This is a genomic window from Pseudoalteromonas denitrificans DSM 6059 (genome assembly GCF_900112265.1).
GTDB lineage: Bacteria > Pseudomonadota > Gammaproteobacteria > Enterobacterales > Alteromonadaceae > Pseudoalteromonas > Pseudoalteromonas denitrificans.
On sequence record NZ_FOLO01000004.1, the window covers coordinates 12,258 to 27,356 of the forward strand.

Below are 15,099 nucleotides of genomic sequence, written 5' to 3' on the forward strand. Positions count from 1 at the left end.
TTCATGAAGTTAGATTTACCTAAAATTAATTTAAAAAAAGTAGAGTTACTACAGTCAATTACTTTATTAATTGTGACTGTATTATTTTCAGAATTTATTTCAATGTCTTTTATTGCAGTCATCCTATTATTGGCACTATGGAGCCTTGCAATTGCGTTGGAGCAAGTAAAAAAACCATCTGTTTTAGCTGGAAATATTTTAGCAGTTTTAACCGCAACGGCCTTATTTTTAGAAATTGGCATTCACGATACCGTTAATTTATTTGTAGCTATGCTTTTGTTATCAACAGCATTAAAGCAGCTCGTATCCAATGAGTTGTTACATTTTAAAGCTGTATGTTTAATACAGCTTTTCTTGATTTCAAGTGTTTATTTATATCAGCAATCTTTATATACCAGTATTTTAGCTTTTTGTTTTTTTATTGGCAGTTTTGCCACTTTACATCTTTTAATTCGACCTGAAGTTCTACTTACAACAGCGGTTAAATTATCTGCTAAGACATTGATATTAAGTCTACCTTTGGCTTTCATTTTATTTTTATTACTTCCAAGGTTGCCTTCATTTTGGAGTTTACCCGGGCCAAATATTGCGAAAACAGGCTTAAATGAAAATATAGATCCATTTTCTATTTCCAAGCTAGCTAAGTCTAGTGAACTGGTATTTCGAGTTAATTTTACTGATGAAGCCCCTGCTCTGCCTTATTATTGGCGTTCTATGGTACACGAAGAATTTACAAGCCAAGCTTGGAGAATTACAAATTATGCACGAGCGACAGAAGAAAAACAGATTATAAAAAAAATTGACGCTGTACAATATGAAGTGATAGCTCAAAAGTCATCTTTACATTGGTTGTATGGTTTAGATTATGCGCAAAGTAATACCGAGTTTGTTAATAATAAATATGCCGGAGTACTTTCCCGTAGTAAAAATTTGTCACAAACCTTTAAATATACAGCCTCAAGCAATGCATTTAAAAACAATCTTAAATTGAATAAATATGAACGAAACATCAATTTAAAACTGCCACAAAATAGTAATCCACAGGCCGTTGAAATAGCAAAAATGCTTAAATATAAATCAAGTGATGATAAATCTTTTTACAACAATTTGCTTAATTATTATATTACCAATCAATTTACTTACACTTTAGAGCCACCGAGCCTAGTTGGAGAGAATAAATTAGATCAATTTTTAATTAATTCAAAAAGAGGTTTTTGTGGCCATTATGCGAGTTTATCGGCCTTTATTTTTAGAAGCGCAGGGATCCCAGCCAGAGTTGTTTCTGGTTATTTAGGAGGAGAAATATCACCAAATAATCAATATTTAAGTGTTTATCAATATGATGCACATGCATGGACTGAAGTATGGCTTAAAGACAAAGGTTGGACGCGTTTTGATGCAACATCAGTTGTTTCTCCTGATAGACTCAATGGTTCTTTATCTCAAAGTCAGCAAAATAGTGAAGAATTTATGAGAAACCTTGATTTTGGATTATTAAGCTTACAACAATTTCCCATGCTAAATTGGATCAGACTCAATATTAATAATATTGATTATATGTGGACAAATTGGGTGCTAGGTTTTGACTCTCAAGCACAAAAAGGGTTATTAGAAGAAGTTTTTGGGAAAAATATTACTTTAAAATTAACGCTTGCAATACTTGGAAGTATTTCTTTATTTTTGTTTGGGTTTTATTGTTTTGTTCTTTGGCAAAAACGCCCTAAGTTTTTAAAACCCTTAGAAAAAGAATATCATCAAGTGCAGTGCTGGGGTGAAAAAAATAATGCGCCATTAAAAACAGGCATGACCCCACAAACATACTTTAAATATTTAATAGCGCATTTTAATAATAAGGCCCCGTTTTTAGAGCAACTGTTAGCATTGTATATTCAAGTAAGATATAAACAATCGGAATGCTCAGTTAAACAACAAAAACAAGCAAAACATTTAATTAAGATGATCACTAAATAAATTGAATAAACAATTTTTAAAGATTTATTTCAATTTAAATAAATCTTTAAAAACCCAAGCAGGTCCAATTAATAAAAAACTCAGGTCATCAAAAAAGGAAGGTTTTTTACCTTCTATTTTATGGCCTACAAATTGAAAGACCCAAGCAATAATAAACATTGTGATTGAAACTTCTAGGGTATAAGGCATGGTATTTTTAATAATTAGGAAAGAAAGAAGTGTATATATGCACATATATAAACCTAAACGTTTATTCAGTTTAAAATAAAACATCATAGCAACTGCGATACTAAGACTTAAAATTACATCACCAATTAACCCTGGGATTGAATATATAAATCCAATGACGCTTAGATAAATAATAGGAACTGCTATTTTATGAATTATTATATTTGTTTTGTTTTGGTGGCTTTGGCCATATAAATCAAACCATTGGGTAAGCGTTTTCATAATATTGTCTTTTTATTGTTCTAGTGTATTTACACTAGAACAATTAAGGCGCAATTTCTAGTCTTTAATTTGAGAATTTACTTGCTGATAACGACTGCATCACAAGGGCAGGATCTAATCGAACTTGTTTCCAGTTTAAGCGCCAGTCTAGATGTGGCCCTGTAACACGCCCCGTAGCGCCAATTTTAGCAATTTTATCCCCTGTTTTTATTTCTTGGCCTAATTTTGCTGTTACTTGACTTAAGTGAATATAAGTCGAGGTAATGCCATGGCCATGATCTATTATTAACGTACCGCCTGAATAATAAAGATCAGGATCTGCAAAGACAACTTTACCTGGTAAAGGAGAATAAACCTGTGTCCCTTTTTTGTTGGCGATGTCTAATCCAAAATGTGGTCTTTTAGGTGTGCCATTAAAATACCTTTGGCTCCCATAAACACCTGATATACGCCCTTTAGCTGGACGATAGACAGGTTGTAAAAAGTCAATTCGGTTTGATAAAATACTCCTTGCTTTACGAACCGCTTTAGCTTCTGATTTTATTCTGTTTAAAACGGACTTAGGCGGTGAAACATACTTTTTAGCGACACCTGTAATTTTATCAATTTTATAATCACGTTTAGTGATCAAAAAACTTTTGTTAAAAGACTTACCTGACTTATCAACCCATGTCAGTAAATAATTTAACTTTGCGTCACGACCAAAGCCAAAAACAAATTCTCCTTGCTTGCTCAACTTGATTTTGGCATCATCTAATTTAACTAATTTTGCATCTGGTAACTTACCCGTTACCATACCTCCTTGAATTAAATGACCTTTTAACTCAAGGGCATTTACAGACCATGCAGATAATAGTAAATATATAACTGAAACAACTTTATGCATAAGCGATAGCTCCTTTCCCTACACCTTCGTACGCAATGACTTTATATGTATTACTCTTAGCGTTAGATTTTAATTCATCGGCAATATATTGTGCGATGCACTCAACAGTTGTATCTACAGGTAATATTTCACATTGTGACTTGCTTATACTAAGTTCAAAGTATCCTTGTGGTGCTTCATAAGCAAAATGCCAGGCATTTTCTACGGGAGAAACAAACTTGAGTAATGATGCAACAATAATATCTTCAGCACTGCCTAAATAAATATCTTCCCACCTGAGTGCCCACTCTTTTTGTAAACGTACACTTTTCATGTCATTTTCAAAAATTCCGATAGTCGACCTATGCCCATGAACAATTCTTTGACAATTACCATCATGTTTTTTTAGACCATGGCTATAGTGATAATAAAATCCGTTTGTATCTTCAGCTCTTAATGTTAATTCAATCTTTTCAATATTTTTAGGTAATAGAGGCATAATTTGAGCGGTTAAATAATCTATTACTGTTTGCTCTGTGATATTCGTTGCGTTAATCGAACAAAAAGCTTCATGGGGTGCGCTAATATTTATCTCTTTTTCATCTGCAAAACTAAAATTAATATTTGTTTGAGTATTTGAAGATTTAACGGATATATTTGAATTGATTGGTAATGCAAGTTTATGATCTAATTTTTCATCAATTATTTTTTTAATTTGTTTTTTAACTAAACCAAAATCAAGGATCATAGACTCTTCATTTAAGCTACCATGTAATGTGAGATCAACAATCCAACTTTCTCCTACGGCACCTCTTTTTTCACATAAATAAGAAAAATCAATTACGGTTAGGTCATTAACAAAAAGGATCATAGGGTTCCAACAATTAAGAGTTTAAATGAAAATTATTTAGGAGAATTACAGGCTCTCATTATATACCCAAAAAAGTTTAATATACACATTTGACTTTTTATTCGTAATTAATCTTAAACTTTATGACTTTTAACGTATATTATCGTTCGATTAATCATTTTTTTACGTAAAAATAGCTTATTTCAACTGTTCGGAGTTGTTAAGCTTACAAGTGTTCGCTAAAGTAGCGGCAATTTTAGTATCAATTGAAAAGAAAGAGACCATGGAACAAAAAAATAGTTATACAAAAGAAGAGTTGATCCTATGTGGTAATGGTGACTTATTTGGTGAAGGCAACTGTCGCCTGCCAAGTGATAATATGCTTATGATGGATCGCATTGTTGAAATTAATGATGATGGCGGTGAGCATGGAAAAGGTGTGATCATTGCTGAGCTCGATATAGACCCATCTCTTTGGTTCTTTGATTGTCATTTTAAAGGTGACCCTGTAATGCCTGGTTGTTTAGGACTTGATGCTATGTGGCAACTTGTTGGCTTCTTTTTAGGTTGGTCGGGTGGACCAGGTTCTGGTCGAGCTTTAGGTGTAGGTGAAGTGAAGTTTACAGGTCAAATCCTACCAAATAATAAAAAAGTTACATACCGCTTAGATATGAAGCGTGTTATTAAACGTAAATTATTTATGGGTCTAGCTGATGGCACAGTCTCAGTTGATGGCCGTGTGATTTATGAAGCTAAAGATTTAAAAGTAGGTTTATTCCAAGATACTTCTAATTTTTAGTTTTTAAAAAGTAAAATAAAGAAGTCACTGAGGCTTCTTTATATAATTTATCTAGTCATAAATTTGAAAAGGGTCAACATCCCCACTTTAATGCACAATTAAAAACAGAACCTCACTATTTGAAATAATTTATTCGGCCCCAAATAGGTGTTTACTATTTTGATAAGTGAATAAACGAAAATCTAATTTTCCCCAGCAAATGACTTTTATCTTAAATTCCACTATTTAGGTTTTTCTTTGTTAACAAGCATGTTCATAAATTTTTCAAACCGTCGTAATCTGGTTTCAGGTTTCTTCGCACTTATCAACCCGTACGCAATAACATAACGACTGGTTTTATTCAAAGTGTCAAAAAACTCTTTAACATGCGGCTTGCTCTCCACCTTAGATAGAAAATCAGCGGGCACTTCCATTTCGCTTACCACATATGCGCTTTCCCAACGGCCGTCTGCTTTTGCTGCACGGATATGTACTAGCCCAGCTTCCATCATCCGGTTCTCATTTATCAAACGTTCCGCATGCTCAGTGTTTCTTTTAGACCAGTTACTTCGCGTTTTTCTAGGAGTAATTCGCTGGAGATAGGCTTGGTCATCGATTGACTTCTTAATTCCGTCGATCCATCCCCAACAGAGAGCCTCGATCACGACATCATTCCAAGTCACACTTTCAATCCTCGTATTTTTCTTGTATATCTTCACCCAAAGTTCACTTTCACAGACGTGATTTACCTTGAGCCACTGGCCAAGATCTTTAGGTGTTACAAATGTCATGATTTTTAATGGATCAGGTTCAGGCATCGAATTAGGTTCTCTTTGGTTTATCGCCACACTAAGTGCTATTTTTAGTTTGCAAAATTGAGTAATGTAGTGAAACTGAGCAAACAGTTAGCAGTTTCGCTTTTAATTTTTATCAAGGTTCAGTTCAATACCAGGTTTCCATCTGGAGTGACATCACTCCCAAATTGACCATTACACCAATCATCATTTGGGTTAACGCCAAGAATTTCTAAGTATATTAAGAAAGGCACTTTGGACTCATTGTTTAAATTGAGACACATTAGAAATATTTACAATAATGATTTCAGGGGATTGACTCAACTTATTAGGCCCTCTTTTCATTTTAGAGTAACTGATTGAGTTTCAATAGCGTAATAAATTTCGACAAAAGCAAAATCGTTATGAAGTTCATATTCGATGCATCGTATTTTAAATAAAAATTCTCAGACTATAAAAAATGTTTCGAAATCATCTTTGGATCCTAAAGCCAGTTAATGATAAGAATATTCTTGGCTAAAAGCATTTAGAAACGAAACACAGTAAAGGGTATTCTATCCTTATTCAACATATTTTAGGGAAGACTTTGCTTGATAAATTGTAAACTTTTACGTTAAGCAGTTAATAGCCATGTCACTGAAGTAAACATGATACATGGGTCATGTTTTATACCTGTTAAAGTGGTGGTAAAAAATAAATAGTCAATAAATATAATAATAATTTAAAAAGTTACCAGATATATGTGCCATCACGTTTAAATATATCTGTGATATCAACTTCTAGCCTTGCGATTTGTTTTTAGTACAACCAAAAATGTCCCTTTCGGGACATTTTCTCCAATTCTCTTAGTTTAAATATTGTTATAAAATTAAACTTTAAACATGTTACGGTTTTCTATGGCTTCTCGCCAACCCCCGAGCCACTGAGATCTTGGGTCTAAACTTTGATATGGACACATTTCTTTTGACCGTCCAGCTAAACCCGCTTTAAAGCCTTGAGTATGTGCTCTCTCAAGACGATCTCTTTTCTGTCTCTTCATAGGTAACGTCCTCACCTTATTATCGATATGTAGTAATGTTTACACACCACTGTTTAACAAATAGTTAATAAATACGTTAAATTCAACTTTCTCATAAAATTAAAACACAAATAAACTATAACCAATTGATATTTAAGTTATATTGGTTTTTATTAATAATCAAAAACACCAAATTGCTATTGTGCCCGACCTCTAGAAAAACATAAATATTAACCAAGATCAATGATCTTTTTACCAAAATTTTAATCTTTTTTTTGCGCTCTTTATAAGTAATTGCTTCTACGAAAGTTTCAAAAAGTTCAATTTATTTTCTTCGGATTTTTTGGATAAAAATAGTCAGGTTGTTTTTCACATAAGTCGAATTCGCGGGTATTTTTATAAGGCAATTTCATAAAACCAGCAACACCTACCGAAGTTATTTGTATTATATTTGCCATTATTTTTTGCAGCAGATTGGAAAACTCTTGTTCTTTGTCTTGATCTAATAATCGATAATAGTGATGCACTTTAAGTCTATCGGGTAAAGATTCAAAAATAATACAACCAGTGTGATGAATTTGATTCAATGCAAATACACATTTCAAAACTTCTTTCGGTAATTTTAATTGCTCATCTGGATCATTACCATCTTCAAAATATGAGTGGGGACGATTAATTTCATTTAATTGTATACTGCTCATCACTTGGTATTCAAGTTGCGGTAGTTCATCAAAAATGAACTTACCTTCATCATTTCTTTCTATTTGAATTGTTTTTCTAGCATCAAATAAACAACATTTAAACAAGCCTTGCTGTTTGATCCCTTGAGCAAGTTTAACGGTATTATTTATGGCAGTTGAAAATGAGTGGTCTAGTTCTTTTTGGTTTAATATTAAGCTGGACTCTATAAATAATTGTTTCTCTTTCCAGTGAAAACTTAAACCTCCTACAACTGGAAATTTAGCTAAACGACTGATCGATGCTAAAAATGCTTTTTCGGTATCTCCCATATCAAGTAAAAATTCACGATAATATCTATCTAGTTGTGCGTCATTTACATCAATTAGAGCCTGACTTTTATCTGCTTCTCGTAAAAACGATTTACGAGAACTATAAACTACAGTATCGGGTAATTCTATCAATTCATTATGCCAAAATGGTATTGCCGATTTGATATCCTGACAATCTAATTTAGGAAGATATGCTTTAGCCATTTTAGGCATATTATTCATAAAATAATCGCCGGCCTCATCACGAATGTTTTTATCTTTTGACAACATACCATCAATGACTTTTGCAAGCTCAATAGGCAAACCTAAGCTCGTTGTGGGTATGACTTGTGCTCCAAAACGACATGATTGTGCAGATGCTAATGCATATAAAGTAGATGCCACTCCTTGTTCATCAAATCGAGGAGAAGATTTAGCCCCTTCCATTTGTTCATCACCTATAAAGTAAACATCCCCCATTCTGGCATTAGAGCTTTGTGTATCAGATGACATTAAGTCCATGATATTAGTCGCAACGGCATTCCCATACCCATCTTCTTGAGCAAAAACAGATGAACCCCAGTCAACTAATGAAAGTTTATTTGATTTCTCAAACCAAACTAAGTTAGAAGGTTTAACATCACCGTGGACTATGGGGGTTAACGATATTCCTTGTTTATTTTCTCTTAAATCTTGTAATACATTTCTAAGTTTTAAGGCTAAGTCAGTTATAAATCTTGCTGACATTTTGCCATATTTTAATGAGACTTGTTCCAAGTTTATTCCCGGAGCACGTTCCATCATTAATATACCTTGTTTTTTTATTCGTTCGAATGCAAAAAATTTAGGAACTAAAGGATTATCAACTTGAGATAACATATAAGCTTCATCTTCAAGTCTATCTCTTACACTTTGTGCAAGGGTGATCCTAGAGAATTTAAAAACCCATTGCGCATGTGGTTTCACATGTATGTCGGTACCTGAGAAAACAAAGCCGTAAGCACCTGAACCTACTTCCTCTACATTTTTATATCCAAGTAATTCTAATTGTTTCATACAGATCTTTAACCATTGCTTATGCTTTTTTGCATCGGTATGAGATAAAAGGTAAATAGATTGTTCTTCATTAATATAAAAGTTATGGATTTTTTTCTTTTCAGGCATGGGAAGATTTTTAATATAGAAAAATAAAAAAGACAGTAGTTACTGTCTTTATAACAATATTAACTTTGTACATCAAGATAGATTAGTTTCTAATGAGATTATCACCTTGACCAATCCATTTGTAAGTTGTTAATGCCTCTAACCCCATAGGGCCTCGAGCATGTAGTTTTTGTGTGGATACTGCAACTTCTGCTCCTAAACCAAATTGTGAACCATCACTAAAACGTGTACTTGCGTTTACATATACAGCAGCTGAATTCACTGCCATTACAAACAAGTCAGCATTGGAGATATTTTGCGTTAATATGCCATCTGAATGTGATGTTGAATGCGCTCTTATATGTAAAATAGCCTCATTAACGTCTTCAACCACTTTAATACCTAAGGTTAAGCTTAACCATTCAGTATCATATCCATCAATATCAATAGGTGCGATGCGATTATCTACATCAATGCTTTGATGACAGCCCTTAATAAATACATCATTTTGAGTTAAACGTGCGACTAATTTTGGAATGAAGTCTTTTGCAATCTTTTTATGTATAAGTAATGTATCTAATGCATTACAAACGCTTGGGCGTTGAACTTTCGCATTCTCAATTACATCTAATGCTTTATCAATATTCGCATTATTATCTACAAATAAATGACATATGCCTATACCACCCGTGATCACCGGGATCGTGCTATTTTCAATGCAAATATTTTGAAGTTTCTGACCACCTCTTGGGATAATCATATCAATATACTTATCCATTTTAAGTAGTTCCAAAACTAAATTACGGTCTGGGTCTTCAATTAATTGAACACAATTTTCATTAAAGCCGACCGATTTCAAGGCTTGTTTTATAATTTTTACTAATGTGATATTTGAATTGAGCGTTTCTTTACCACCGCGTAAAATACACGCATTGCCTGTTTTTAATGTTAAACTTGCAATATCTATAGTCACGTTTGGTCGTGCTTCATAAATTACTCCTATCACACCTAAAGGTACTGTACGTTTTTTTAGAAATAATCCATTTTCTAATTGTTTACCATCAAATTCAGAACCAACAGGGTCATCTAACTTAATTACTGTTTCTAAGTCTTCACATATTAAGTCAAGTCTTTGAGAGGTTAATAAAAGTCTATCAAGCAAAGACTCTGTTAAACCGTTGGTTTTACCTGCGTTCATATCTAAACTATTGGCAGATAGAATAATTTCTTTGTTAGATAAAATATGATTCTTTATTGCTTTCAAAGCATTATTTTTTTCAATTGTAGAGGCTTGCATTAGCTCAAAACTTGCAAGTTGCGCCGATTCGGCAATGTGCTTTAACATTTTAAATCCTGTTTTATATTATTTACATCAAGTATTACTAAATCATCTCGGTGTATGACTGCAGAACCATTTAAGTAACCTAACTTTTGTTCTATATTTTCTGAATGTAAGCCTTTAATTTTTAATAAGTCATTTGAACTATAACAACTAATTCCGCGTGCAATGGTCACATTATTAACGTTTTTGATCTCTACAAGTTCTGAAGCATTAAATTGACCTTTTATATCTAATATACCTTTGGCAAGTAAACTAGATCCGGTTGTAAATATGGCTTTTTGGGCGCCATCATCAACAACTAAACAACCATTACTTGCAGGACCTGCTAATAGCCATTGCTTTCTGCCCTCTACGATATCATCCATTACGGTAAAACGCGTACCGACAGGTTTGTCATTTGCTAAATCAATAATAACATTTGGCTGACGACCTTTTGCAATTATGACTTCAATGCCTGAACGTGTTGCTATTTCAGCAGCTTCTAACTTAGTTGCCATGCCTCCCGTGCCCACATCACTACCACTGCCACCTGCAATTGATTTTAATTCATTGTCAATTTTACTGACTGTACTTATAAGCTGTGCATCTTTGTTTTTTCTGGGGTCACTTGAAAATAAACCAGGTTGATCAGTTAAAAGGTAAAGTTCTTTTGCTTGGGCTAAAATAGCAGTCAATGCAGATAAGTTATCGTTATCTCCAACTTTAATTTCTTCAATACAGACAGCATCATTTTCATTTACGATGGGTAGAATATTGTGCTTAAGTAATGAATTTAATGTATGTTTCGCGCGTAAATACCTTTCTCTATCTTCTAAGTCGGCACGTGTTAACAACATTTGCCCTACGGGGATATTATATAAATTGAAAAGGGTCTGCCATGTTTGAATTAAGTTACTTTGACCTACAGCTGCCAGTACATCTTTATCGTAGTTATCATTTTCGTTATGATTTATAAGTTGAGAGCGACCGGCAGCAATTGCACCACTGGATACCAAAATGATTTTATGCCCTTGTTCCATCATCAAAGCACATTGTCTGACCAATTCAACCATATGACGTGTATCTAGGTGATAGCCATTACCTGTGAGTACACTAGTTCCTAGTTTAACGACTATCGTTTTGTTTTTTTTCATTTTTTAAAATTGCGTTAATGATTTGAAGAGTTACTATAGCACTGTGTTGGAGGTAAATAATATGAACAATTTTCACTTAAAACACAAAAAATGGCCAACTAAATTAGCTGGCCTAATACTCTGCGCTAGTTTTGAAACAATCATTATAAAGACTGTTCAACATATATGACTTATCATTGATTTTATAGTTCACATAAGATACAAATTTATATTAGGTTTTTCATAATTAATAATAAAATGATAATACTGACAGCCACCCATAAAATAACAGCCATTAGTAATGGTTTAATACCCACCTGCTTAATGATATTCTTACTCAAACCTGAGCCTATTAAAAATAAGCACATAACTAAAATTTGTTTTGAAGCGCCATTAATATTTGACCAAACGTTATCCCATTGCGGAAAATAAGTATTGATCATTGCAGCTAAAATAAATCCAATGATAAAAAGTGGTATCGTTGCTTTTTCTTCAGATTTACTAAAACTACCCGCTAATACAGTATAAGGAATGATCCACATAGCACGTGTTAATTTGACTGTTGTTGCAATTGTGACTGCTGCACCACCAAACATAGTTGAAGCAGCTACAACGCTACTTGTATCATGAATAGCAAGTGCAGCCCACATACCAAATTGATAGTCGGTTAAATTAAAAAATTTACCAATATATGGAAATATCAATAAAGACAACGCATTTAAGAAAAATACCACAGCAAGTGATATTGCAATCTCATCATCTTTTGCTTTAATAACTGGTGCCATAGCAGCGATTGCACTACCGCCACATATTGCAGTACCAAAAGAAATTAAAATACTAATATTATTTTTTATTTTTAGCCATTTACCAAATGCTTGTCCTATTAACAAAATTAAAGAAATACTCAGAGCAGTTAATAATAATGAGTTTTTACCTATTTCAATGACCTGATTTATATCTACAGAAAACCCTAAACCTATCACAGCCGCTTTTAATAACCATTTACTTAATGTTGCAGAGCCTTTTTCAAAAGGATTATTAAATATAAAACTAAATATTGTACCTAAGATTAAAGCTGATGTAGCCCCAATAAAAGGTAATGCCGTTAGCAAAAATAATAAAATATAAAGCACTTTTTTATAATGATGGTAAACCGAAAGTGTCATACTAGGCCTTTTTTTAAGCTAATTAAAATTAACTTAAAATGAAGTTAATAGATATTTACTGCCAAACTAATTTTATCTTAAATAGTCTCTTACTTATATTTAAATCATGGATAATTTCGTCTTATTAAAGATAAAGTCAGTGCGATTTTTAAATATAAAAGCTATAATCGCGCCTACTAATAAGGTGCTCTTCGTTCTATCTTATTAGACCTTAAATGTTTAACTCTATTGGAATTACAAAATGACAAAGCCATTCGTTGCAATATTAATGGGATCTGATTCAGATTTACCTGTAATGCAAAATACAATTGACGTTCTTAAATCTTTCAACATTACAGTTGAAGTTAAAGTAACTTCTGCGCACCGTACACCTGCAGCAACTCACTCTTATGTAACAGATGCTGAAGCACGTGGCTGTAAAGTATTTATTTGTGCAGCTGGTCTTGCGGCTCATTTAGCAGGTGCTGTTGCAGGTATTACTACTCGCCCTGTAATTGGTGTTCCTGTGGACGCTGGTCCATTACAAGGTCATGATGCATTATTATCAACGGTAATGATGCCAGCAGGTGTTCCTGTAGCAACTGTTGCAATTGGTAAAGCAGGCGCAAAAAATGCAGCTTACTTAGCAGCTCAAATGTTAGCTGTTGCTGATGATGAAATGGCTGCAGCAGTTAAAGCTGATCGCCAAGCAAATGCTGAAGCAGTAATTGCAAAAGATAAAGCATTACAAGAAAAATTAAAAAATGCTTAATTGCTAATTTAATTTAGCCAAAAAAAGCCATACCTATGTATGGCTTTTTTAATGGATAATCAATGTAACTAATTATAAATTAGCCCAATACTTAAACTCGATTACCAATCATCAGTTTTTTAAACAATGCGAGCATAAAAAAGGCCAAATATTTCGGCCTTGTTTATAAACATTTTGATGTGTGAAACTATATTAGTTGTTCACACTAAGCGTGTCACTTTTGAGAAGTAACATTAACCTTCAAGACCTTGAGACACTAAATACTCTTCATATGTACCTCTAAAGTCGATAATTTTACCGTCTTTAATTTCCCAAATACGTGTTGCAAGAGATGATACAAATATTCTGTCGTGACTTACAAAAAACAAAGTGCCTTCATATTTCTCAAGTGCGGTATTCAATGACTCAATTGACTCCATATCCATGTGATTAGTTGGTTCATCCATTAATAATACATTATGTTTGTGCATCATTAATTTACCAAATAACATACGCCCTTGTTCACCACCAGATATCACATTTACAGATTTAGAAATATCATTTTGTGAAAATAAAAGGCGACCTAAATAACCACGAACAACTTGCTCATCATCCCCTTCTTGCTGCCATTGTTCCATCCATTGAAATAGATTTTGATCTTTTTCAAAGTCTTCTGCATGATCTTGAGCGTAATAGCCAATATTCGCATTTTCAGACCATTTAAAAGAACCTGATGTCGGGGCTTTCCTACTCGCTAATGTATTTAATAGTGTTGTTTTACCAGCACCATTTTGGCCTATGATAGCAATACGCTCACCCACCTCAACTAAGCCTTCTAAACCTGAGAATAGTTCTTGGTCATATCCTTGTGCTAAATTTTCAAGCTCTAATGCATTTCTAAATAAGGGTTTTTCTTGCTCAAAACGTAAGAATGGATTTTGACGACTAGATGCTTTGACTTCAGCTAATTCAATTTTATCCAACTGTTTTGCACGAGAAGTTGCTTGCTTTGCTTTAGATGCATTTGCAGAGAATCGCGCAACAAAAGACTGTAAATCTGCAATTTGTGTTTTCTTCTTCGCATTTTCAGATAATAACTGTTCACGAGCTTGGTTGGCTGCAAACATGTACTCATCATAATTACCTGGAAATAAACGTAATTCACCATAATCGATATCAGCCATATGCGTACAGACTGAATTTAAAAAGTGACGGTCATGAGAAATAATTATCATGGTGCAGTTACGTTGTTTTAATACTTCTTCTAACCAACTAATAGAGTGAATGTCTAAGTTATTTGTTGGCTCATCCAGTAACATCACATCAGGATCTGAGAATAATACTTGTGTCAGTAGTACACGTAATTTACGACCGGGGGCAATTTCAGACATTAATCCGTAATGCATATCTTCAGGAATACCTACGCCAGATAATAACTCTGCAGCTTTAGATTCAGCAGAATACCCGTCCATTTCAGCAAATTCAGACTCAAGATCAGCGACTTTCATGCCATCTTCTTCACTCATTTCTGGTAAAGAATAGATACGATCACGTTCTTGTTTAATTTCCCAAAGTTCTTTGTGACCCATGATCACGGTATCAATAACACTATATTCTTCATATGCAAATTGATCTTGATTAAGTTTTGCAACACGTTCGTTAGGATCTGTGCCTACATTACCTGAAGAAGATTCTAGTTCACCACTTAAAATTTTCATGAATGTAGATTTACCACAGCCATTTGCACCAATTAAACCATAACGATTTCCATCGCCAAATTTAACAGATATATTTTCAAATAACGGCTTAGCGCCAAATTGCATGGTGATGTTATTCGCTGTGATCATAAGTAATATTTTTCTCAATTCATTAATTGCGCGGGATTATATCA

General features: G+C 33.5%; 13 protein-coding genes. 3 read left to right on the forward strand and 10 right to left on the reverse strand.

What is annotated here, in order from left to right; all coding sequences use genetic code 11:
• Window positions 1-3: 3 nt before the first annotated feature.
• Window positions 4-1,971: a transglutaminase TgpA family protein gene (locus tag BM088_RS03775; RefSeq protein ID WP_091980110.1), complete on the forward strand. Its 1,968-nt coding sequence runs from the start codon at window positions 4-6 to the stop codon at window positions 1,969-1,971.
• A 24-nt stretch (window positions 1,972-1,995) separates the two neighbouring features.
• Here the strand turns inward: BM088_RS03775 and BM088_RS03780 are convergent, their stop codons facing one another.
• The 3 genes from BM088_RS03780 to BM088_RS03790 form a co-directional block, all read right to left on the reverse strand.
• Window positions 1,996-2,421: an Mpo1 family 2-hydroxy fatty acid dioxygenase gene (locus BM088_RS03780; protein WP_091980111.1), complete on the reverse strand. Its 426-nt coding sequence runs from the start codon at window positions 2,419-2,421 to the stop codon at window positions 1,996-1,998.
• A 64-nt stretch (window positions 2,422-2,485) separates the two neighbouring features.
• Window positions 2,486-3,307 carry a M23 family metallopeptidase gene (locus tag BM088_RS03785; protein ID WP_091980113.1) on the reverse strand — a complete coding sequence of 274 codons (822 nt, stop codon included), beginning with the start codon at window positions 3,305-3,307 and terminating at the stop codon, window positions 2,486-2,488.
• Window positions 3,300-4,157, reverse strand: coding sequence for a 6-carboxytetrahydropterin synthase (locus BM088_RS03790; RefSeq protein ID WP_091980115.1), 858 nt, complete (start codon window positions 4,155-4,157; stop codon window positions 3,300-3,302). The genes BM088_RS03785 and BM088_RS03790 overlap by 8 nt, the downstream gene beginning before the upstream one ends.
• Window positions 4,158-4,419: 262 nt before the next feature.
• On the opposite strand from BM088_RS03790, the gene fabA reads away from it, so the two are divergent.
• Window positions 4,420-4,935 (forward strand): bifunctional 3-hydroxydecanoyl-ACP dehydratase/trans-2-decenoyl-ACP isomerase, encoded by a 516-nt coding sequence (fabA, locus tag BM088_RS03795; RefSeq protein ID WP_091980117.1) that lies wholly within the window; start codon window positions 4,420-4,422, stop codon window positions 4,933-4,935.
• Window positions 4,936-5,156: 221 nt separating this feature from the next.
• On the opposite strand, the gene BM088_RS03800 is transcribed toward fabA, so the two are convergent.
• The 6 genes from BM088_RS03800 to BM088_RS03825 form a co-directional block, all read right to left on the reverse strand.
• Entirely contained in the window at window positions 5,157-5,732 is a 576-nt protein-coding gene (locus BM088_RS03800) for a YdeI/OmpD-associated family protein (protein WP_091980119.1), read from the reverse strand.
• 844 nt (window positions 5,733-6,576) lie between these two features.
• Window positions 6,577-6,747, reverse strand: coding sequence for a ribosome modulation factor (gene rmf, locus BM088_RS03805; protein ID WP_091980121.1), 171 nt, complete (start codon window positions 6,745-6,747; stop codon window positions 6,577-6,579).
• A gap of 299 nt (window positions 6,748-7,046) precedes the next feature.
• Window positions 7,047-8,879: a protein kinase domain-containing protein gene (locus BM088_RS03810; protein ID WP_091980123.1), complete on the reverse strand. Its 1,833-nt coding sequence runs from the start codon at window positions 8,877-8,879 to the stop codon at window positions 7,047-7,049.
• A gap of 82 nt (window positions 8,880-8,961) precedes the next feature.
• Window positions 8,962-10,203 carry a glutamate-5-semialdehyde dehydrogenase gene (locus tag BM088_RS03815; RefSeq protein WP_091980125.1) on the reverse strand — a complete coding sequence of 414 codons (1,242 nt, stop codon included), beginning with the start codon at window positions 10,201-10,203 and terminating at the stop codon, window positions 8,962-8,964.
• Entirely contained in the window at window positions 10,197-11,333 is a 1,137-nt protein-coding gene (gene proB / locus BM088_RS03820; RefSeq protein WP_091980128.1) for a glutamate 5-kinase, read from the reverse strand. The genes BM088_RS03815 and proB overlap by 7 nt, the downstream gene beginning before the upstream one ends.
• Before the next feature lie 206 nt (window positions 11,334-11,539).
• The gene (locus BM088_RS03825; RefSeq protein WP_091980130.1) at window positions 11,540-12,478 is read right to left on the reverse strand and encodes a YeiH family protein; all 939 of its coding nucleotides are present in this window, start codon (window positions 12,476-12,478) and stop codon (window positions 11,540-11,542) included.
• A 241-nt stretch (window positions 12,479-12,719) separates the two neighbouring features.
• Between BM088_RS03825 and purE the strand changes: the two genes are divergently transcribed.
• The gene (purE, locus tag BM088_RS03830; protein ID WP_091980133.1) at window positions 12,720-13,229 is read left to right on the forward strand and encodes a 5-(carboxyamino)imidazole ribonucleotide mutase; all 510 of its coding nucleotides are present in this window, start codon (window positions 12,720-12,722) and stop codon (window positions 13,227-13,229) included.
• Window positions 13,230-13,462: 233 nt separating this feature from the next.
• On the opposite strand, the gene BM088_RS03835 is transcribed toward purE, so the two are convergent.
• Window positions 13,463-15,055: an ABC-F family ATPase gene (locus BM088_RS03835; RefSeq protein ID WP_091980134.1), complete on the reverse strand. Its 1,593-nt coding sequence runs from the start codon at window positions 15,053-15,055 to the stop codon at window positions 13,463-13,465.
• Window positions 15,056-15,099 lie beyond the last annotated feature (44 nt).